This is a genomic window from Clostridium chrysemydis (assembly GCF_015234215.1).
In the GTDB taxonomy this organism is placed as follows: Bacteria; Bacillota; Clostridia; order Clostridiales; family Clostridiaceae; genus Clostridium; species Clostridium chrysemydis.
Genome location: NZ_JADEKP010000001.1, coordinates 1,451,698 through 1,468,825 on the forward strand (window position 1 = coordinate 1,451,698; position 17,128 = coordinate 1,468,825).

General features: G+C 29.6%; 30 protein-coding genes and 1 other RNA gene. 3 read left to right on the top strand and 28 right to left on the bottom strand.

What is annotated here, in order from left to right:
• Window positions 1-158 precede the first annotated feature (158 nt).
• From INR60_RS07340 to INR60_RS07435, 21 genes are all read right to left on the bottom strand, one after another.
• Entirely contained in the window at window positions 159-914 is a 756-nt protein-coding gene (locus INR60_RS07340; RefSeq protein ID WP_194190821.1) for a DUF2971 domain-containing protein, read from the bottom strand.
• 252 nt (window positions 915-1,166) lie between these two features.
• A complete protein-coding gene (locus INR60_RS07345) occupies window positions 1,167-1,562 on the bottom strand; it encodes a RusA family crossover junction endodeoxyribonuclease (RefSeq protein WP_194190822.1) in 396 nt (131 codons plus the stop codon).
• Window positions 1,556-1,729 carry a hypothetical protein gene (locus tag INR60_RS07350; protein ID WP_194190823.1) on the bottom strand — a complete coding sequence of 58 codons (174 nt, stop codon included), beginning with the start codon at window positions 1,727-1,729 and terminating at the stop codon, window positions 1,556-1,558. Before INR60_RS07350 ends, INR60_RS07345 begins: the two co-directional genes overlap by 7 nt.
• A gap of 84 nt (window positions 1,730-1,813) precedes the next feature.
• On the bottom strand, window positions 1,814-2,080 hold the full coding sequence (locus INR60_RS07355) for a hypothetical protein (RefSeq protein WP_194190824.1): 267 nt from the start codon (window positions 2,078-2,080) through the stop codon (window positions 1,814-1,816).
• Window positions 2,081-2,097: 17 nt separating this feature from the next.
• On the bottom strand, window positions 2,098-2,469 hold the full coding sequence (locus INR60_RS07360) for a hypothetical protein (protein WP_194190825.1): 372 nt from the start codon (window positions 2,467-2,469) through the stop codon (window positions 2,098-2,100).
• A 25-nt stretch (window positions 2,470-2,494) separates the two neighbouring features.
• A complete protein-coding gene (locus INR60_RS07365) occupies window positions 2,495-2,839 on the bottom strand; it encodes a carbonic anhydrase (RefSeq protein ID WP_194190826.1) in 345 nt (114 codons plus the stop codon).
• Window positions 2,840-3,022 carry a hypothetical protein gene (locus INR60_RS07370; protein WP_194190827.1) on the bottom strand — a complete coding sequence of 61 codons (183 nt, stop codon included), beginning with the start codon at window positions 3,020-3,022 and terminating at the stop codon, window positions 2,840-2,842. It abuts the gene before it with no gap.
• On the bottom strand, window positions 3,022-3,756 hold the full coding sequence (locus INR60_RS17310) for a hypothetical protein (RefSeq protein ID WP_238480400.1): 735 nt from the start codon (window positions 3,754-3,756) through the stop codon (window positions 3,022-3,024). Before INR60_RS17310 ends, INR60_RS07370 begins: the two co-directional genes overlap by 1 nt.
• Window positions 3,757-3,771: 15 nt before the next feature.
• Window positions 3,772-4,671 (bottom strand): DUF1351 domain-containing protein, encoded by a 900-nt coding sequence (locus INR60_RS07380; RefSeq protein WP_194190828.1) that lies wholly within the window; start codon window positions 4,669-4,671, stop codon window positions 3,772-3,774.
• An 11-nt stretch (window positions 4,672-4,682) separates the two neighbouring features.
• Entirely contained in the window at window positions 4,683-5,381 is a 699-nt protein-coding gene (locus tag INR60_RS07385; protein WP_194190829.1) for an ERF family protein, read from the bottom strand.
• A complete protein-coding gene (locus INR60_RS07390; protein WP_194190830.1) occupies window positions 5,381-5,560 on the bottom strand; it encodes a hypothetical protein in 180 nt (59 codons plus the stop codon). The genes INR60_RS07385 and INR60_RS07390 overlap by 1 nt, the downstream gene beginning before the upstream one ends.
• A gap of 2 nt (window positions 5,561-5,562) precedes the next feature.
• The gene (locus INR60_RS07395; RefSeq protein WP_194190831.1) at window positions 5,563-5,799 is read right to left on the bottom strand and encodes a hypothetical protein; all 237 of its coding nucleotides are present in this window, start codon (window positions 5,797-5,799) and stop codon (window positions 5,563-5,565) included.
• Window positions 5,796-6,047, bottom strand: a complete 252-nt coding sequence (locus tag INR60_RS07400) for a hypothetical protein (protein ID WP_194190832.1) — start codon at window positions 6,045-6,047, stop codon at window positions 5,796-5,798. The genes INR60_RS07395 and INR60_RS07400 overlap by 4 nt, the downstream gene beginning before the upstream one ends.
• 13 nt (window positions 6,048-6,060) lie before the next feature.
• Complete coding sequence (locus tag INR60_RS17695; protein ID WP_420797477.1) at window positions 6,061-6,213, bottom strand: DUF6906 family protein; 153 nt, start codon at window positions 6,211-6,213, stop codon at window positions 6,061-6,063.
• Complete coding sequence (locus tag INR60_RS07405) at window positions 6,188-6,355, bottom strand: hypothetical protein (protein ID WP_194190833.1); 168 nt, start codon at window positions 6,353-6,355, stop codon at window positions 6,188-6,190. Before INR60_RS07405 ends, INR60_RS17695 begins: the two co-directional genes overlap by 26 nt.
• Before the next feature lie 13 nt (window positions 6,356-6,368).
• Window positions 6,369-6,554: a hypothetical protein gene (locus INR60_RS07410; protein WP_194190834.1), complete on the bottom strand. Its 186-nt coding sequence runs from the start codon at window positions 6,552-6,554 to the stop codon at window positions 6,369-6,371.
• 21 nt (window positions 6,555-6,575) lie between these two features.
• Window positions 6,576-6,755 (bottom strand): hypothetical protein, encoded by a 180-nt coding sequence (locus INR60_RS07415; protein ID WP_194190835.1) that lies wholly within the window; start codon window positions 6,753-6,755, stop codon window positions 6,576-6,578.
• 29 nt (window positions 6,756-6,784) lie between these two features.
• Window positions 6,785-7,054 (bottom strand): ubiquitin, encoded by a 270-nt coding sequence (locus INR60_RS07420; protein ID WP_194190836.1) that lies wholly within the window; start codon window positions 7,052-7,054, stop codon window positions 6,785-6,787.
• A 14-nt stretch (window positions 7,055-7,068) separates the two neighbouring features.
• Window positions 7,069-7,842: a phage antirepressor KilAC domain-containing protein gene (locus tag INR60_RS07425; RefSeq protein ID WP_194190837.1), complete on the bottom strand. Its 774-nt coding sequence runs from the start codon at window positions 7,840-7,842 to the stop codon at window positions 7,069-7,071.
• A gap of 2 nt (window positions 7,843-7,844) precedes the next feature.
• Complete coding sequence (locus INR60_RS07430; protein ID WP_194190838.1) at window positions 7,845-8,051, bottom strand: helix-turn-helix domain-containing protein; 207 nt, start codon at window positions 8,049-8,051, stop codon at window positions 7,845-7,847.
• A gap of 12 nt (window positions 8,052-8,063) precedes the next feature.
• Window positions 8,064-8,288: a helix-turn-helix domain-containing protein gene (locus tag INR60_RS07435; RefSeq protein WP_194190839.1), complete on the bottom strand. Its 225-nt coding sequence runs from the start codon at window positions 8,286-8,288 to the stop codon at window positions 8,064-8,066.
• 225 nt (window positions 8,289-8,513) lie between these two features.
• Between INR60_RS07435 and relB the strand changes: the two genes are divergently transcribed.
• The 3 genes from relB to INR60_RS07450 are packed head-to-tail and all read left to right on the top strand — an operon-like array spanning window position 8,514 to window position 10,535.
• Window positions 8,514-8,873, top strand: a complete 360-nt coding sequence (gene relB, locus INR60_RS07440) for a type II toxin-antitoxin system RelB family anti-toxin (RefSeq protein WP_194190840.1) — start codon at window positions 8,514-8,516, stop codon at window positions 8,871-8,873.
• 33 nt (window positions 8,874-8,906) lie between these two features.
• Window positions 8,907-9,377 (top strand): hypothetical protein, encoded by a 471-nt coding sequence (locus INR60_RS07445; protein ID WP_194190841.1) that lies wholly within the window; start codon window positions 8,907-8,909, stop codon window positions 9,375-9,377.
• A 60-nt stretch (window positions 9,378-9,437) separates the two neighbouring features.
• Window positions 9,438-10,535, top strand: a complete 1,098-nt coding sequence (locus INR60_RS07450; RefSeq protein WP_194190842.1) for a tyrosine-type recombinase/integrase — start codon at window positions 9,438-9,440, stop codon at window positions 10,533-10,535.
• 105 nt (window positions 10,536-10,640) lie between these two features.
• Here the strand turns inward: INR60_RS07450 and rnpB are convergent.
• The 7 genes from rnpB to INR60_RS07485 all read right to left on the bottom strand — a co-directional run bounded on the left by rnpB (window position 10,641) and on the right by INR60_RS07485 (window position 17,111).
• An RNA gene (gene rnpB / locus INR60_RS07455) (RNase P RNA component class A) lies at window positions 10,641-11,013 on the bottom strand.
• A gap of 53 nt (window positions 11,014-11,066) precedes the next feature.
• On the bottom strand, window positions 11,067-11,327 hold the full coding sequence (locus tag INR60_RS07460) for a hypothetical protein (protein ID WP_194190843.1): 261 nt from the start codon (window positions 11,325-11,327) through the stop codon (window positions 11,067-11,069).
• Between the two features lie 62 nt (window positions 11,328-11,389).
• Window positions 11,390-12,178: a Nif3-like dinuclear metal center hexameric protein gene (locus INR60_RS07465; protein WP_194190844.1), complete on the bottom strand. Its 789-nt coding sequence runs from the start codon at window positions 12,176-12,178 to the stop codon at window positions 11,390-11,392.
• Between the two features lie 20 nt (window positions 12,179-12,198).
• Window positions 12,199-12,894 carry a tRNA (adenine(22)-N(1))-methyltransferase gene (locus INR60_RS07470; RefSeq protein ID WP_194190845.1) on the bottom strand — a complete coding sequence of 232 codons (696 nt, stop codon included), beginning with the start codon at window positions 12,892-12,894 and terminating at the stop codon, window positions 12,199-12,201.
• Window positions 12,895-12,995: 101 nt separating this feature from the next.
• Window positions 12,996-14,105, bottom strand: a complete 1,110-nt coding sequence (gene rpoD / locus INR60_RS07475) for an RNA polymerase sigma factor RpoD (protein ID WP_194190846.1) — start codon at window positions 14,103-14,105, stop codon at window positions 12,996-12,998.
• Between the two features lie 26 nt (window positions 14,106-14,131).
• Window positions 14,132-15,901, bottom strand: a complete 1,770-nt coding sequence (gene dnaG / locus INR60_RS07480; protein ID WP_194190847.1) for a DNA primase — start codon at window positions 15,899-15,901, stop codon at window positions 14,132-14,134.
• Window positions 15,902-16,100: 199 nt separating this feature from the next.
• The gene (locus INR60_RS07485) at window positions 16,101-17,111 is read right to left on the bottom strand and encodes a deoxyguanosinetriphosphate triphosphohydrolase (protein ID WP_194190848.1); all 1,011 of its coding nucleotides are present in this window, start codon (window positions 17,109-17,111) and stop codon (window positions 16,101-16,103) included.
• Window positions 17,112-17,128: the final 17 nt, after the last annotated feature.

The window sequence follows — 17,128 nt, forward strand, 5'->3', positions numbered from 1 at the left end:
CAATTCTATTTATATCTTTTACATTATAATTAATTAAGTCTGAATTTATCGATTTCTATTAATTTTCATTATGATAAGTTCAAACCCTTATAATATACTGAATACTATATAGAAACATTATTTGCACTTCGATATCATTACCATGAATACTCAGCTTATTATTTTTGCTTGTACCTTATTTGCAAATTACTTTTCTCTATATCTCCTTCAAATTTAGTTATATATTTTTTTATTAAAGAATTAAGCCTATCAAAATCCTCTTCTCCAGCTGCTGGTCCAAGCAGAAAATTTGCATTATTAATCTTCTCTATATCAAACTTTATATCAATATATTTTGTCTCATTAATAGCTTCATTTATTATTGAATTAATAAACTTCACAAAATCATTATCTCCGAATTTAACTACATTTTTTTTATTTATTCCATATAACCTGAAACGCACTTCATTTTGAAATTCCCATGCCTTAGGTTTTATTCTGCCAATATCATTAAATTTCTCTATATCTATATAGCCTCTTTCACTTGTAATGGCAGGGTCAATATAATTTTGATATTTAACAGGAATTAGAAATGAACTATTTTTCCCAGAATTAATAGGATATACTAGTGTATCATCATTAGTTACATTAGTAACTTTTCCACTTTTATCCGTATTGATATTCAAAAAATCTTCATCCGCTTCTATACGTACTCCTTTTAACTCATTAGTGTACATATACCACAACGGTATATTCTCTTCTCCATCAAAACTCCAGCTACTAACATAATAATATTTAGATATTCCATCAAAATCCATACTATATCCTTCTAATATATCATCCATTTCTGATAGTACACTTAGTCGAATTGTTTTATTCGACAATATGCACTCTAATGAATCTAAAGTAGTGTAATGGTATATTCTCTTTTTCATAAATACAACCTCCATAATAAACTAATAAAATAACTTTAACCTCCAACTTATATTTTAGTTAAAATTACCAATCATATAAGTGTTATTCAATTATAGCATATCTTCAGATACCGTATTATTCACTTTTCAAAGAACATTCAGTTAATAATTTCATTACATTGCGAACTTATTTTACTTTCTTATTCTTAGTAGCTCTCCACCTTAATCCAACTACTAAAACTAAAAATACTATCCACCCTAAAATTAGTTTCATCAGATTACTCCGTCTAGTTCTAACTCAATCCTTTCTTCATCTTCTGTATAAGCTTTTTCTATTGATAAACTAATTACTTGTGCATCATCTTTAAAAGCAACACCATTAAGGCTATCTAAAATAATCTTTGCAATATTATCTGCATCTGGTTTCTTTGTCGGTAGTTCTAGTCCTTCTCTAATTGCTTGTACACGTTTCTTTGTATACGACTTGGGTATTTTATAGTAAGCTACTATTTTCGCTCTTATAGAGCCTTCTATAAATCTATTATCCTGTTCCTTATAGCAATTTCTTACCAACTGTTCATATAAAACTGTATCTTTAGGTGTAAAAGCATGTCCTCTGCATATCCTTGGTCTTGCTTTACCTTTTATTTTTCCTTTAATAATTACCATTGTTTTAATTTCCTTCTACTATCATTCATCCTTACATAAGATGCTCTCATTCTATCTGCTGTAAAGTTATTAATATCCCTTCTTCTTTTATTTCTCTTATCTTGGAGCTTTCTATATGTTATTCTTGCTAATTCCTTACTCCCATACTTCTTAAGTAAATCTTCCATATACTCACTTCCTAATATCATTTGATTATCATATGAGAATAGATAGGTATAGCACTACTCAAATCTACTCTCATATTTAGTTAATTAAAGTTTTTCACCACAAAATGGACAATAATTACAAGTTACATTTATAACTTCCTTTTTTGTTCTTTCGCTTCCGCTCTTTGTCTTATATGGAGCTTTTGCTTCAAACTCTATATATGGTTCCGTAGTTACTGTTCCATCTTTTTTAATCATAAAAGCCATATTCTTTGATTTTATAGATACACCTTCTAAATTTTTAAACTTATCGCTTCCTTTAACTTTTTCTAATAATCTATTTTCTAAATCTTTTATACAGTTGCATTTCACCTTGATAACCCCCTTGTCTAAACATTTATTTCTTCTATATTTATGATTTTATAAAAAGTTGGTTCATATCCATGTTCTTTTTGCCACTGGAAGAATACTTTATTTAACTTTTCTTCTAGTTCCAATAGATGTTCTACAGTTACATCACCTAAATAATCCTCCGCAACTTCTCCAATATCTTCATACATAGTTTCATTAATACGTTCTATTACACTATCAACATCTATACCAAAATTAAAAGCTGGTTCAGTTTCTCCAATTCTAAACTTTGTAACTCCTTCCTCTTTTGCTAATTTCATGCCTTCTTTTAATGCTCTTTCTTTTGTATCAAATTCATCTCCATGCCATATATCACTATTTAAACTCATTTCAGCTATAAATTTTCCCATATTTAATAATCCTCCTTAGTTTCTTTTATAAATTTTTAAGCTCTACTCCATTCCACTTTAATAGTGATCTGTTAACTTCTATCTTTAATCTAAGATTGTCCATTTCACTCTTACAAGTAAAGTAACTGCTCTCAGCTACATCCCTATCTAACCTTAGTTGTGCAATCTTTTCATCACCCCTAGCTAAATCATGTACTATACTTACAGGATGTTTTTCTGCTCTTAAAACTAACATTTTTCTAGCTAAAGCCATTCTATAAATTTGTTCTGCTTTATTCTTCTTAAGGCTTAATGTCTTTAACATATCATTACCTCTAGTAAGTGCTGCTAATTGTTGTTTCATATCTTCTATTATTTGTTCTGGGTTCATTTAATTACTCCTCAAATCGTTTAATAACTTTTCAAACTCATTTAAATGTTTTTCACACATACATCTTTTTATTCCCAATGCTGGTGCTTCTACATCATAGGCTGCTCTTCTAAAACATCCAGTTGTAGTGCATATTCCTAACTTAGTTTTTATTTTTAATATTCTTTCTTTTATTGCTTTCATCAAATTACCTCAATTCTTTTATTTATCTGCCAATCAAATTTAGATATATAACTATACATTATTGATTTTTCGATATTATCTTTTGATTTAATAACTATTTTTTCATTATCTTCTTCAATATCTGAATTCATAAAGAATGATCTATAACCACTTTCACCTATTGCTTTATAAATTACTTTGCAAGATTCAGTAGGATAGAAAAGAGGTTCAAGTTGTGGTGTTTCTTCTTTACATTCTTCTCCTTCTTTTCGTTCTTCCTCATTCTTTATCATTCTTATATCATTCTTTTCATTATTGTTTGTGTATACCTTATGGTTCTTTTGTAGTATAGTGTATGGTTCTTTTATGGTTTCTTTATGGTCTACACTATGGTTTTTTCGTGGTTTTTTTATGGTTTTTTCTCCTTCTGAAAAGTCTTGATAATCGTTGTAATTACATACTTTCAAGGTAGTACCCTTTTTAGACTTTTTTAACTCAATCATATTTTCTGATTTTAATAACTCTAAAAACTTTCTAACAGTTGTTTTCGAAACTCCCCATCTTGCGGCTAATTTCAGTTCTGATGTATGATGCTCTCCTCTTTCTACGCTTACTAAATCATTTCCTAATAAGAATTTATTCTCCTTATGATTAGCAAGAAGGAGGATGTCTAGCCACCATTTTAACTTTTGTGAATCTTGCCATATCCAATGTTCCTGTATATTTCTGTAGAGCTTTATCCAACCTTCTGCCATATAATCACCTATTTCCTATTTAACTTTTCCTTTAGCTTTAACATCATATTCGTATCCATTAGCCTTTAAATATTGGCTTAGGGCTTGTATCATTTTAAAGTTATGTTCAACTCTAAACTCTACAAATAACTTATCTTCACTTACTTTAGGTTCTTCTTTTTTTTCTGGTTTAATAATCTTTTCTTGATTAAGCTCAACTCTAGGCTCTTCTTTTATTTCTTCTCTTGCTTTATTTTCAGCTTTATAAATAAGATCTGCTTGTTTATTTATTTCATTTAAAATCTTATCTAATGGATAATCATTAACTACGTACCTTTCAAACTTTAAATAATCTAACTTTGTATTTAGTTTTTCATTAGCTCTTTCAATTTCATTCTTTACAGCTACCTCTAACATTTGGATTTTAGTTTTTCTGTCTTCCTGTTCTTTCTTTAGCATCATAACTTGCATTTCTACATCTTCTTTAATGCTTTTTATACTTCCAGTAAGTTTTAAATAACTATCCTTTAGCTCTATTCTTTTTGCATATTCATCTTCTAATTGAAAACAAACTATAGCAGCTTTAATTATCTCTTCGGCTTTTTTCTTCTTTTCTTCCTTACGTTTATTATCAAATTCTTTAATTCCTTCTTTTATAGGACCTTCTACTTCTGAAATTAATCCTGTAAGTTCTTTGCATTTACCTTCAAACTCTTTTATAGGAGCTTCCATTTCTCTTTTAGTTGATTTCCTGTAACCTTCAATATCATTTCTTAACCCCGCTAATCTTTTTTGAGTTGCTTTGCAATCCTTAAGACCTTCTTCTGTAACAACTATGTTTTTATACATTTCCATAGTTTCTTCTAGCGATTGTCTAACCTCCTCAAAGTTCATTTGAATAACTGGTAGCTCTTTATTTACTTGTAATTCTTTCATCTGTAATCCTCCTAAAAATCAAAGTCTTCTAATTGTTTTTCTTTTTTTGCTGCTTCTTGTTTTCTTTTAGCTTCTTCAAGCTTTAGTCTTTCCTTTTCTTCTGCTTCTCTTTTCTTTTCAGCTATCTTTGTTTTCTTATCGTTGAAGCTTTTTATACATTCGTTGAACATATCATTCGTTATATCCTCAACTTTTGAAACATTAGCCCAATCTAAGAAACTTTTAATATCAGTCTTGGTTTCTGCTATTAATTTATTTATTGTGAATACGTGAGCCTTGCTTATCTTTTGATTTGCATATGCTGCTTCTTCATCAATCTCTCCACTATCAATAGCATCAACTTCTGCAATTTCAAATGCCATCATATAAAGATATCTTCTTGCATAACTTTGAGTTCCTCCAATATTTTGTATAGTGCTGCACCCTCTTAACTGTGCTACTTCTATTGGTGTACACCATTCTCTTTTAACTTCTGTATCCTCTGAATCTATTACATAAAGGAATGACACATCTTTACCGTATTTAAATTCAGTATAAAGTCCTATGTCGTTACAAATTTCATTTATATAAGGTAAGAAATCTCCTAGCTCAAAATATTTATAATCTGAATGTTTGTTATGTCCTGTTTTCTTAAGATCTTTCTTTTGAAGTTCTACCCTCGCCTTTTGAATCTTTTGATATATATTCATTTTTGCTTTTTGCTCTGCCATTATTCCACCTCTGCTTCTTTCTTAAATCTCTGTATACAGTCACAGCATATTATTAAGTTTGAAATATCATAATATTCTTCTCCTTCATAAATGCTGCAACCACATTCAGAACATTCATCTATTTCTCTTTGTTTTTCTCTCTGGTATCTGTAGTCATAACAACTATCTGGTAAACTCATAACTACAACTCCTTTATTGTTTCGCCAGTTTCAATGTCATATATTTCACCCTTGTCTAAATCTATCCCTGGTGGTAAAATTACTTTAAAATCTTTGTTTTTGGTATCTTGGTTACTTTGGTCGGTGCCAAGATACTTTTTATATAGTTCTTTAGCTTGGTTTAGGTTCTGCCTAAACCTATTTTTATTTTCTGATACTTCTGCAACTGCAATCGCTAATTCAAGTGCAATATCCTTCAACTAACTCTCTTCCTTCCTGCTCTAGTAGGTTTCATTAACCCCTTTCGTCTTAACTCAACTACTTTTGTCATAATAGTTACTTGTGGTCTCTCTAAGGCAAAAGTCATTTCCTCTATACCAACCTTGTCATACCAATTTATTAGATATTCAATATCTTCATCTAACCACTTGCTACCTTTCTTTGTGTGATACTCTGGTGTATAACTAATCCTCCCGATATAATCATAATTAAGATGTTCAAATTTCAACTTTATTGACCTCCTATCTCCTTATTGAAAATAATTTACCATTTTTCTTATCAAAGAACGTGTAATCATATGGCGTAGACCTCTCTATTAAATAATTATTAGGATTTAACCCTTGGTCCATTAAAAACCTCTTTTGATTTCTAGATAGATTTTTCAACTGCTTCATTTTTTTCACCCATACCTTTAGTTAATTCTTGTATTGCAAACCTTAATGCTTCTACATCATCCTCTGTAGTTTCTACGCTTTCAAATTCTTCAAAATTAAAAAGTAACTCCTCTAGTTGTCCTATTTTTTCTTCTCTATTCATTTCTTAATCCTCCTTAAAATATATAAAATACATTTGTTACATATATAAAACTAAATAAGTTTCCTACACTTAATGCTCCATATATTAAACTTTTTTTATTGCTATTTTCATTCACACATTTCATTCCTTCATATAAAAATGTTGCAAATGTTGTTACTAAAGCTATTATTCCAAGTAATAACTTACCTTCTGGAGTCATAAAATCACATCCTTATTTGTTTTATTTTTCCTCTTTAACTATTACTAATTGAAATGTTATATCGCAATCTTTACAGTAGTAGAACCAATCTCCTGCTCCTTTAAACATATCCCAGTTATCTATTCCTATATCGCTACAATTACACTCTGGGCATTTTTGCAAATGTAAGTATTTTTCTAGTTTTTCTTTATGCTCATTCACTTTAACATTCCTCCTTAAAACTAATTTATTTAATCAATTTCTTTTACAACCTCAACATTTTTAAAGAACCAATTTAAAGCAAAGACTTTTAAATCTTCGTATGAAACTATATCTATATCTTCATCTACTTCTGTATCAAATTTTTCAATAAATCTCTTGCAACTTTCACCAATTACATATACATCTACCCAAGGGTATCTTTCATCCTTTTCAAAAGAAATATCATCTATTTCTACTACATCTAGTCTTGATGTTGAAACCTCTAAATTTGTATTTGTTGTACTGAATTTTTTACTCATTTTAACCCTCCTTCTTAATTTAAAAATTTATTTATAAAATACTGCTGACCTTTTCCTGTAACCTTTGGTGTTTTACTTATGCTAATATGTCCATCCGAATGATTTATTGATGTTTCTTTAACTTCAAATAACTCAAGTTCCATAGCTTTTTGAGTTGGCATATTGTAATCCGTACCTTTTCGTTTTATAAGATAACCATTTTCCCTAAGGTATTTAAACAATCGTTTCCCACCAATATCCACACCATTTTGTTTCATAAGTTTTGCTAAATCTCCAACAAGTATTGATGTATGGCTTGTACTAACTGCATCAGCAAATATAACTTTAGGTTTCTGTTCTTCAATTTTCTTTATATGTTCTGTATTTTCTATTTTTAATTTTTCAACTTGATTATTAGCTATTTCTAAAGCCCTTTTCATAATCATTTCTGGACTATTCCACGATTCTTCAATTCTTAAAAAATATTTTCTAGCTTGTTTACCTTTTTCACTTCTTTGGATCATTGCTATTTCTTTTGCCATATCAAGTTTAATTTCGTAATCAGTTAATGTAGTTTTGTTTCCTTGAGCTGTTACTCTTTTTTGAGTAATAGCTCTATAATCAATATTTTCATCAAAACCATACTCCTTCATCCTAAAAAACCAATCATTAAATCTAGTACCCACTTCTAAAAACTCATGTAAATCTCTAGCACTTAATGTAATATTATCTCCACCAGTATTAACTGGTAAAAGATTCTCTACTTTCTGGCTTCTTACTATATCAGTTCCGTATCTTTTTTCTTCCATAGTTATTCTTCCTCTATTTTCTTCACGTTGTCTAAATCTGTATAATCTTTTCCTTGTGATTCTTTTAAAAATCTCTCTAGCTCAAAATCTGTTATTTTTTTAGATCCTAAAACTAAACATTGTATATAACCTTTATTTATAAGCTTGTATACATAATTAGGATTTACCTTTAGCTTTTTCGCTACATCTCTAACTGTCAATAGTTCCATATTGACCTCCTTTTATATTGTATTTCCGTCATTTTTTATTAAATTTAAATCCAAATCCAAAAAATTCGATAACTCTATCACTTTTTCAAAGCTTGGTACATATCTTCCACATTCAATATCTGAAATATAGTTTCTTGATATTGATGTTTTTTCGGATAAATCTTGCTGTGTTAATTTTGCTTTTTTTCTAGCTTCTTTAATTGCTATACCTAAGTTCTGTGCTATTTTTTCTTTCATAAGCTCGTCCTCCTTACACGTTTATTGTATTGTATTTCCGTCATTTTGTAAAAGCTAATTTCCAAGTATTTCTAAGCATATTTTAGCATTCATTAAAATTAGCAAGCTATTTCTCCGCATTACTCATTATCACTTGTATTTCCGTCATTATTTGTATTGCTATTCCGACATTTTTAAACTATAATGAACTTGTAAAGTCGGTATAGTCGACAGGAGGATGAAATAATGAAAAGTATAGGGCAAAAAATTAAAGAGTTCAGAAAAGAAAATAAACTAACACAAGTTGAATTAGCAAAAAAGGCTACAATATCTCGCTCTTATCTTGCTGATATTGAAAAAGATAGATATAACGCCAGTCTAGATACATTAAAGTCTATAGCTAATGCTCTAGATATTAATATTTCTGACTTGCTAGATCAACCATCTGAATCTAAAACTACAGAATCATCAGATAAAAAAGTATCTAAAAACCAAAAAGAAATAGATACTATAGCAGCTCATTTAGAAGATAAAGACTTAACACCAAAAAAAGTAGAACTTATTAAATCTTATATTGATGCACTTTTTGATGATGATGATTGGTAATCTTTAATCACCTATATTATTAGGGGGAATTTTATGACATACACTAATTTGCTTATAGATGCTGAAAACAATTATGGTCTAAAAATAAAAGAAAAGCCTTTAGACTATAACCTTAAAGGACTATATAACAATAATAGAATTATTATTGATAAAAAACTAAATAATGATACTGAAAGAAAATGTATTCTTGCTGAAGAAATAGGTCATCATTGTACTACTTGTGGAAATATTATTGACGAAACAAAAATTATAAATAAAAAGAAGGAAATTATAGCCAGAAGATGGGCTTACACTAAACTTATAGGTATTTTAAATATACTTGATGCCTATAAATGTGGTGTAAGAAATCGCTATGAATTAGCTGACTATCTTAATGTAACAGAGGTGTTTTTAAAGGATAGCCTGAATTACTATGAAGTTAAATATAACAATTGGTATGAAATAGATAATTATATAATAAGATTTAATCCACTAGGGGTTATTGAAAAATTTCAAGACTTCTAGTGATTATTTATAAACCAAATAAGAACATACATTCTATCGTGAAAGAAAGGTTGTGATAATATGCAAGGCAGCGTCAGAAAAAAAGGTTCCGCTTGGTATTACAGATACTACGCTTACGTACAAGGTGAGAAAAAACAAATAGAAAAGAAAGGAGGTAAAACTAAAAAAGAAGCTCTAGAAAAATTAAACGAACAGCTTTATTTAATTAATAATAATCTAACTACACCTTCTGAAGAAGTTCTAACTGACTATTTAGATATGTGGTTAAACGATTATATAAAAGATGAAAAAAGTGAAAATACTTATGATAAATATAAAAATGTTTGTAATAAATATATAAAACCTATAATTGGTAACTTAAAATTGAAAGAACTAAAAGTTATTCATATTGAGAAGTTTCTCAAATCATTAAAACAAAAAGATTTATCTTCAACTTCCATGCAAATGTATTTTGGTGTTTTGAAAACTTCTTTAAATAAAGCAGTAAAGTTACAACTATTACAAACGAATCCCTGTATTTATGTAGATACTCCTAAACGAGATAGATATGAAGCAAATATTCTTACGTTACAAGAATTTAAACTTCTTTATAATTCTCTTAACCCACTACTATATAATGACTCAGTCTTCTTACTTGCATTAGATTTAACTTTGGAAACTGGATTGAGAAGGGGTGAAATGTGTGGTTTAACTTGGGAATCAATAGATTTTATTAATAAAACTTTAAAAGTTAATAAATCATTAATTAGAATAGAAAATCATTATTCTATTTCTGCTCCTAAAACAAATGGTTCATATCGAACACTTCCATTAAGTGATAGTTTATTACAAAAACTAAAAAGATATCAGTTACTTCAAAAACAAACTAAATTAAAATATGGTTCTAATTATACTATTAATTGCTTTAATAATAAATTTTATGATTTAGTATTCACTAATGAAAATGGAAAATTTATTTTACCTTCATCTTTTCTACAAAGATTTAAAAGACTATTAAAAAATTGTGGAATTGAAAAAAATATAAGATGGCATGATCTTAGGCATACAAATGCAACCTTATTATTAGAGGGTGGGGTTGATTTTAAAACTCTTCAAAGTAGATTAGGTCATACCTTAATTGGTACAACTATGGATATCTATGCACACGTTACTGAATAAATGAATCGTAACGCTACTAACATAATTGATGATATGTTAAAAATAAAATAAGGGAAGAATAAGGGAAACTAAAAGTTTCACATCATTCAACCCTTGAATTCATCTTATGCGAGACAAGCCATAAGCGGAGTTCTGTATTAAGCAATCATCTATCTAGGCATACTGTTGCCAGCATGCTCAAGCGACACACCACGAAACGGAACGGGCTATCCCATAATGTTTCTTCTCGGTCTTGCTCCAGGTGGGGTTTACATAGCCATAATGTCTCCACTATGCTGGTGAGCTCTTACCTACGCCTTTCCATCCTTACCAGTCACAAAAGTGAACTCATCTAAACTAAGTTTAGATTCTGGCGGTATATCTCTGTTGCACTATCCTTCAAGTCGCCTTGACTGGCCGTTAGCCAGCACCCTGCCCTATGGAGCTCCGACTTTCCTCTCCTAGCTCAAAGGCTAGCAGCGATTGCACGTCTTACTCGCAAAACCTATGATAACATAATTAAATATCTTATGCAAATGAATTTTATTCCATTTAATCAAAAATCATTAACGCAACTATAAATAATCCAACAATTATAACCCCTAAAACCCCTACCCCTGAGAACATCAAAGTAGCTAAAACACCTAAATAAATAACACATTTTATAGGAGTAAAATACTCTGATCTTTTAAAATAATTCTTTCTACTAAAATTATTTATAAAATTCTCTATGTTTTTAAAAAATGCTGTTATGTCAAAATTATTATTCCCACCATCTCTATAAAGATTTTTCCTTTTTCTTTTTCTTCCCATAAAAAATCACCTTTCAATTCATACTCATTTAAGTATATGAACTAAAAGGCGATATCTTTCCTTTAAATAAAAGTATAAGGGTCAGAACTTTCTTTTGAAATTATAAATTCTATCTCCTTAAACTTTTCTATTATATTTTCCATAACGCTTAAAAATACTAACCATTCAGTTTTAAAATGCCCTGGGTCTATTATTGTAATTCCAAGTTCTCTTAAATCTGATGCAAAGTGGTATGTAGTATCCCCTGTTATAATGCAGTCTACACCTTCAGCTATACAATCGTTAAAAAAGCTTTGCCCACTTCCGTTTATTATAGCAATCTTTTTAAATCTTTCTTTTCCTTTAACAACTCTTAAATTAGAAACATTTAAATTAGATTTAATTTTTTCTATTAAAGAATTTAAATCTATTTCTTCTTCTAAGTTAACTATTCTTCCAAGTCCAGCTCCATCGTAGCCCTTATTAGATTCTTCTATTATAGAATTAAAATCAAAACCAAGCATCTTAACTATAGTATCATTTATTCCACCTTTAACTGAATCTAGGTTTGTGTGACTTGAATAAAGTGATATATCGTTTTTAATAAGTTCTATTATTTTATTTCCAAGGAAATCATCTTTAACTATTCTATTTGGCTTTTTAAAAATAAGAGGATGATGAGTTATTATCATATCACAATTATTTTCTTTAGCCTCGTCAATTACAGAGTTTGTACAATCTAATGCAAGTAATACCTTAGAAACCTTCTCCTCTTTATCTCCAACCATAAGTCCTACATTATCAAAATCTTCTTTTAATATAGGAGGTGCAAAGTTTTCCATAGCACTTATAATATCTTTAACTTTTTTCATAACCTCTCATCCTTTCTTTATTAACTGCAGTAGTTTAATAAATTATTTAAAACATCTATTTTAGTATTTAATTCTTCTAATCTTAATTTAGCACTTTCGCTATCATCAGTTATTAAACCTTTGATTTTTTCATACTTTTCTATTTTTGATTCTATAAATCCTTTTAAAAGTTCATGTCTTTCTCTTAAAAGTGTTGGACTAACTTCGTAATAGATTGAATCTAACTCAGTAGTTTCTCCGTCTTTTGATCTTACTTTAAATAGTTCATAGTATATTCCATCATCTAAGCATAAATCTTCTTTTATTATTTCGTAGTTATTAGTATATAAATACTCTCTTAAAACTTCTGGATTTTGTGCTGGTAAAAGAATTAAATAATCGGCTTCTTTAACTACCTCTTTATCTTCTTCTAGTATATCTCTAATAAGATTTCCACCCATTCCAGCTATAACTATACCGTTACACTCTGAAACCTCTACAGTGCTTAATCCACCACCCAATCTAAACTCTACCTCTTCGTCTACTCCCTCGAATACAGAATTAAGTTTTGCCTTATCAAGTGGGTCCTTATTTATATCTGATGCTATCGCCTTTTTACATAACCCATCTTTTATACATTTTATCGGTATATATCCGTGGTCTGTCCCTACATCCACTAAAGTATCACATTCATCAATATTTTGAATTATTAGACTTAATCTTCTGCTTAATTCCATTTTCATTTCTCCTGTCAATTTTATTTTAGAAATCCATTATAACAAATCACTATCTTTTATAGCAAATTAAAAAAGCACGTATTACGCGCTTTTTTAATATATTAATCTAAATAATCTTTTAATTTTTTACTTCTTGAAGGGTGTCTTAGCTTTCTTAAAGCTTTAGCTTCAATTTGTCTAATTCTCTCTCTAGTAACGTTAAACTCTTTACCTACTTCTTCAAGAGTTCTAGCTCTTCCATCATCTAGACCAAATCTAAGTCTTAATACTTTTTCTTCTCTAGGAGTTAAAGTATCTAAAACGTTAATTAATTGCTCTTTAAGCATAGTAAATGCTGCAGCTTCAGCTGGTGCTGGAGCGTCGTCATCTGGAATAAAGTCTCCTAAGTGACTATCTTCCTCTTCACCGATTGGAGTTTCAAGTGAAACTGGCTCTTGAGCGATTTTTTGTATCTCTCTAACTTTTTCAACTGGTAAATCCATAACTTTAGAAATCTCTTCAGGGAATGGATCTCTACCTAGTTCTTGAAGTAATTGTCTTTGAACTCTTATTAATTTGTTTATAGTTTCAACCATATGAACTGGTATTCTTATAGTTCTCGCTTGGTCAGCTATAGCTCTTGTAATCGCCTGTCTTATCCACCATGTAGCATAAGTTGAGAACTTGAACCCTTTTCTGTAATCAAACTTTTCTACAGCTTTAATAAGACCTAAATTACCTTCTTGAATAAGGTCTAAGAATAACATTCCACGACCTACATATCTTTTAGCTATACTTACAACAAGTCTAAGGTTAGCTTCTGCTAATTTTTTCTTAGCATATTGACTTCCCTCTTCGATTTTTTCTGCAAGTTCTATCTCTTCTTCTGATGATAATAGTGGCACTTTACCTATCTCTTTAAGGTACATTCTAACTGGATCATCTATAGCTATACCTTCTGGTACAGTTAAGTCTAATTCCTCTTCTTCTTCTTCCTCAGTATCTTCACCTTTATTAGGTTCACCTACTACCTCAATTCCCATAGATTCTAGAACTTCGTAGATTTTCTCGATTTGTTCTGGGCTTAATTCGATATTATCTATTTCATCCATTATCTCTTTATAAGTTAAAGAATTATTTTTCTTACCTTTATCAATTAAATTTTTAACAATAGACATTTTATTATTTTTTTCTTTATTATCTTCTTTTTTTACCTTTGTTCTTCCAGCCATATCGTTACCTCCTTCCGTAATGACCATTACCCCTTATTCATATTAAGGTCTGCATTAATTTTACTAAGTTCTTTAGCAACCTTAATTGATTCTTCAAACATTCCCTTTTTCTCAAATTCCTTTAGCTTTTGCTTTAACTTTTGGGTCTTTTTCTTTAGTTTAAAACTTCTGATCTGCTTTATGTAATCTAAAATAACTCTTTTAGCATCATTAGCTTTTAAAACTTCCATCTCTTTAATTATTACCCATTCTTTAGATGATTCAACATCATCACAGTTAAGCTCAACGTATGAAGAAATATCCTTAATAGATTTCTCTCTACCCTCTTTTATTAAATTAAATATTTTGCTATGAGCTTTTAAGTTTAGCTCATCACTGTCTATAAGTCCAATGATTGTATTAAAATCATCTTCGTTAAGCATTAGTTTAAGAAGCGACTTCTCAGCCTTCATATAACTAGGCTCCACATATAATTTTGTTCCATTTTGTTCCTTTTCATACATAGTAGCCTCATTTTTTCCTTTTGAACTTCTCGAAAGCAAGTCGTATAAGGCTTGTTCTTTAAGCCCTGTATCTTCTGAAATACTTTTAATATATACACTTTGTTCGACAGGATTTAATCCTAAAAGAATTTCAGTAACCCTATTACCATACTCAACTAAGGCCTGATTGTCTTTAAAATCAATACCTTCTTTTGCTCTTCTAAGTCTGTATCCAATAAGAGTTTCTGAATTATGAGCTAACTTTAAAAATGCGTCTTTCCCATTGCTTCTTACAAACTCATCTGGATCTTTACCTTCTGGTATACTTAATACCCGAACATCAAATCCAGCATCTTTTAATATTTCTAATCCTCTAAGTGTTGCAGTTTGACCTGCTACATCAGCATCATAAGAAATAATTACTTTATCAGCATACCTTTTAAGAAGTCTTGCTTGATTTACTGTAAGTGCTGTTCCTAAAGAAGCCACAACATTTGTAATTCCATGTTGATTTAAACTTATTAGGTCCATATACCCTTCAACTATAATGAAATATCTTTCTTTAAGTTGATTTTTTATTGCAAAATTTAACCCGTATAAGTTAGTTCCTTTGTGGAAAACCATAGTTTCTGGCGAATTTAGATATTTAGGTTTAGAATCATCTAAGACTCTACCTCCAAATCCAATAACTTTACCTTTAATATCAAATACAGGAAACATAACTCTATTTCTAAATCTATCGTAAATAGTTCCTTTTTGACTTTTAAGTACAAGCCCTGCTTCTAATAGAATATTATCATTAAAGCCTTTTCCTTTAAGGTAAGTTCTAAGGTTTTGCCATCCATCTTTTGCAAATCCTAAACCAAATCTTTTTATAGTGCTCTCTTCTATACCTCTTCTAATAAAATATGATTTTGAAATCCTATCCCTTTGAAGATTTGAAAAGAAAAATCTAGCCGCTTCGACATTTGCTTTGTAAAGTATTTCTTTTTTCTTTGAAACTACACTACTTTCTCCATCGCCTAAGTCTAGAGTTATATTAGCTCTTTCAGCTAGAACTTTACACGCTTCTATAAAATTTAAGTTTTTTTGCTTCATTACAAAAGTTAAGACATTACCAGCTTCGCCACAACCAAAACACTTATATATCTGTTTATCTTGTGATACACTAAATGATGGTGATTTTTCACCGTGAAAAGGACATAGTCCCATATAATTTCTTCCTGATCTTTTAAGTCTAACAGTTTCTGAAATTACATCAACGATGTCATTTTCCTCTTTTATTCTTTCAATTGTTTCCTCTTGAATACGCAAGGAGAAATCTCCCTCCTTACCTTTATATTTTTTGCAACTTATATTTTATTCGACACTATTTTTACATTTCCTTTTTTTATTAGGAAAGTTTTTATAAGATTTTTATCGTCTTTTATTACTATTCTTCTTTATATTATAAAATCCTCTTTTTTATGATAATTTTATCTTTCCATAATATCCGCTTTTTATTCCTATTTTTTTATTTTTTTCCAAATAATTGTTCATATAAGTTATCACAAAATTCATCTGTCATTCCCGCTACATAATCGGCTACAGCACGAGGGTTCCCTTCTTCTTTTGCAATAGTTTTAAAAAGCTCTGGCATAAGGTCTATTCTACCCATATAGTAATTTAAGATAGCTTCCATTTTAACTTTTACTATTTTCCTCTCTTCTTTTAAGAAATCGCCACCATAAATATTTTGGAACATAAATTTTCTAAGTTTAAGCATAGCATCATCAACTTCTTTACTAAGTCCAACTTGGAATTTTCCTTCGTCTAATAATTTATTCGAGTTATTTATGAAGTCGTGAACTAAAGTATTTATTCTTTCTTCGTTAGTCTTACCTAAAACTTTTACGCATTCTTTAGGAAGGTCTTCTTCTTTTAAAAGCCCAGCTCTTATAGAATCATCTATATCATGATTCAAGTAAGCTATTTTATCAGAATATCTAACTACTACTCCTTCTAAAGTTATTTGACTGTTTTTACCTCCAAGTCCACTATGTTTTAAAATACCATCTAAAACTTCTTTAGTTAAATTTAAACCTTCACCTTTTCCTTCAAGTTTAGTTAAAACTCTAACGCTCTGCTCTGAGTGAGAAAAGTGTCCTAAAAATTCTTTAAGTACATCTTCTCCTGCGTGTGCATAGGCTGAGTGTCCTACGTCGTGACCTAGTGCTATAGCTTCTATTAAATTTTCATTTAATCCTATTCCAACTCCTATATCTCTAGCTATAGCGCTTACTTCTAAAGTGTGAGTAAGTCTATTTCTGTAGTGCGCTCCCTTTTTAACTGTGTAAACTTGACTTTTATCTTTTAGTCTTCTAAAAGCTTTAGAGTTAATTATTCTATCTCTATCAACCATGAATGCATTTTTATAATCATCTAACTTTTCAAAACTCTCTCTTCCAAGAGTTTCTTTAGATAACTTTCCTTCTTTTCTTAATGTCAAACTCTCAATTCTTTCAATATTCTCTCTTACATTCATTTTTTTCACCTCTAATT

Bases quoted from the DNA above. Each gene is read 5' to 3' on its own strand.
- INR60_RS07445 (WP_194190841.1), top strand. From the start codon at position 8,907: ATGACATACACTAATTTGCTTATAGATGCTGAAAACAATTATGGTCTA.
- INR60_RS07405 (WP_194190833.1), bottom strand. From the start codon at position 6,355: ATGAATAGAGAAGAAAAAATAGGACAACTAGAGGAGTTACTTTTTAAT.
- INR60_RS17695 (WP_420797477.1), bottom strand. From the start codon at position 6,213: ATGAAGCAGTTGAAAAATCTATCTAGAAATCAAAAGAGGTTTTTAATG.
- INR60_RS07345 (WP_194190822.1), bottom strand. From the start codon at position 1,562: ATGGTAATTATTAAAGGAAAAATAAAAGGTAAAGCAAGACCAAGGATA.
- INR60_RS07370 (WP_194190827.1), bottom strand. From the start codon at position 3,022: ATGAAAGCAATAAAAGAAAGAATATTAAAAATAAAAACTAAGTTAGGA.
- INR60_RS07350 (WP_194190823.1), bottom strand. From the start codon at position 1,729: ATGGAAGATTTACTTAAGAAGTATGGGAGTAAGGAATTAGCAAGAATA.
- INR60_RS07340 (WP_194190821.1), bottom strand. From the start codon at position 914: ATGAAAAAGAGAATATACCATTACACTACTTTAGATTCATTAGAGTGC.
- INR60_RS07360 (WP_194190825.1), bottom strand. From the start codon at position 2,469: ATGGGAAAATTTATAGCTGAAATGAGTTTAAATAGTGATATATGGCAT.
- INR60_RS07385 (WP_194190829.1), bottom strand. From the start codon at position 5,381: ATGGCAGAGCAAAAAGCAAAAATGAATATATATCAAAAGATTCAAAAG.
- INR60_RS07430 (WP_194190838.1), bottom strand. From the start codon at position 8,051: ATGGAACTATTGACAGTTAGAGATGTAGCGAAAAAGCTAAAGGTAAAT.
- rpoD (WP_194190846.1), bottom strand. From the start codon at position 14,105: ATGGCTGGAAGAACAAAGGTAAAAAAAGAAGATAATAAAGAAAAAAAT.
- INR60_RS07365 (WP_194190826.1), bottom strand. From the start codon at position 2,839: ATGAACCCAGAACAAATAATAGAAGATATGAAACAACAATTAGCAGCA.
- INR60_RS07410 (WP_194190834.1), bottom strand. From the start codon at position 6,554: ATGACTCCAGAAGGTAAGTTATTACTTGGAATAATAGCTTTAGTAACA.
- INR60_RS07425 (WP_194190837.1), bottom strand. From the start codon at position 7,842: ATGGAAGAAAAAAGATACGGAACTGATATAGTAAGAAGCCAGAAAGTA.
- INR60_RS17310 (WP_238480400.1), bottom strand. From the start codon at position 3,756: ATGGCAGAAGGTTGGATAAAGCTCTACAGAAATATACAGGAACATTGG.
- relB (WP_194190840.1), top strand. From the start codon at position 8,514: ATGAAAAGTATAGGGCAAAAAATTAAAGAGTTCAGAAAAGAAAATAAA.
- INR60_RS07390 (WP_194190830.1), bottom strand. From the start codon at position 5,560: ATGAGTTTACCAGATAGTTGTTATGACTACAGATACCAGAGAGAAAAA.
- INR60_RS07420 (WP_194190836.1), bottom strand. From the start codon at position 7,054: ATGAGTAAAAAATTCAGTACAACAAATACAAATTTAGAGGTTTCAACA.
- INR60_RS07380 (WP_194190828.1), bottom strand. From the start codon at position 4,671: ATGAAAGAATTACAAGTAAATAAAGAGCTACCAGTTATTCAAATGAAC.
- INR60_RS07450 (WP_194190842.1), top strand. From the start codon at position 9,438: ATGCAAGGCAGCGTCAGAAAAAAAGGTTCCGCTTGGTATTACAGATAC.
- INR60_RS07435 (WP_194190839.1), bottom strand. From the start codon at position 8,288: ATGAAAGAAAAAATAGCACAGAACTTAGGTATAGCAATTAAAGAAGCT.
- INR60_RS07465 (WP_194190844.1), bottom strand. From the start codon at position 12,178: ATGAAAAAAGTTAAAGATATTATAAGTGCTATGGAAAACTTTGCACCT.
- INR60_RS07485 (WP_194190848.1), bottom strand. From the start codon at position 17,111: ATGAATGTAAGAGAGAATATTGAAAGAATTGAGAGTTTGACATTAAGA.
- INR60_RS07470 (WP_194190845.1), bottom strand. From the start codon at position 12,894: ATGGAATTAAGCAGAAGATTAAGTCTAATAATTCAAAATATTGATGAA.
- INR60_RS07460 (WP_194190843.1), bottom strand. From the start codon at position 11,327: ATGGGAAGAAAAAGAAAAAGGAAAAATCTTTATAGAGATGGTGGGAAT.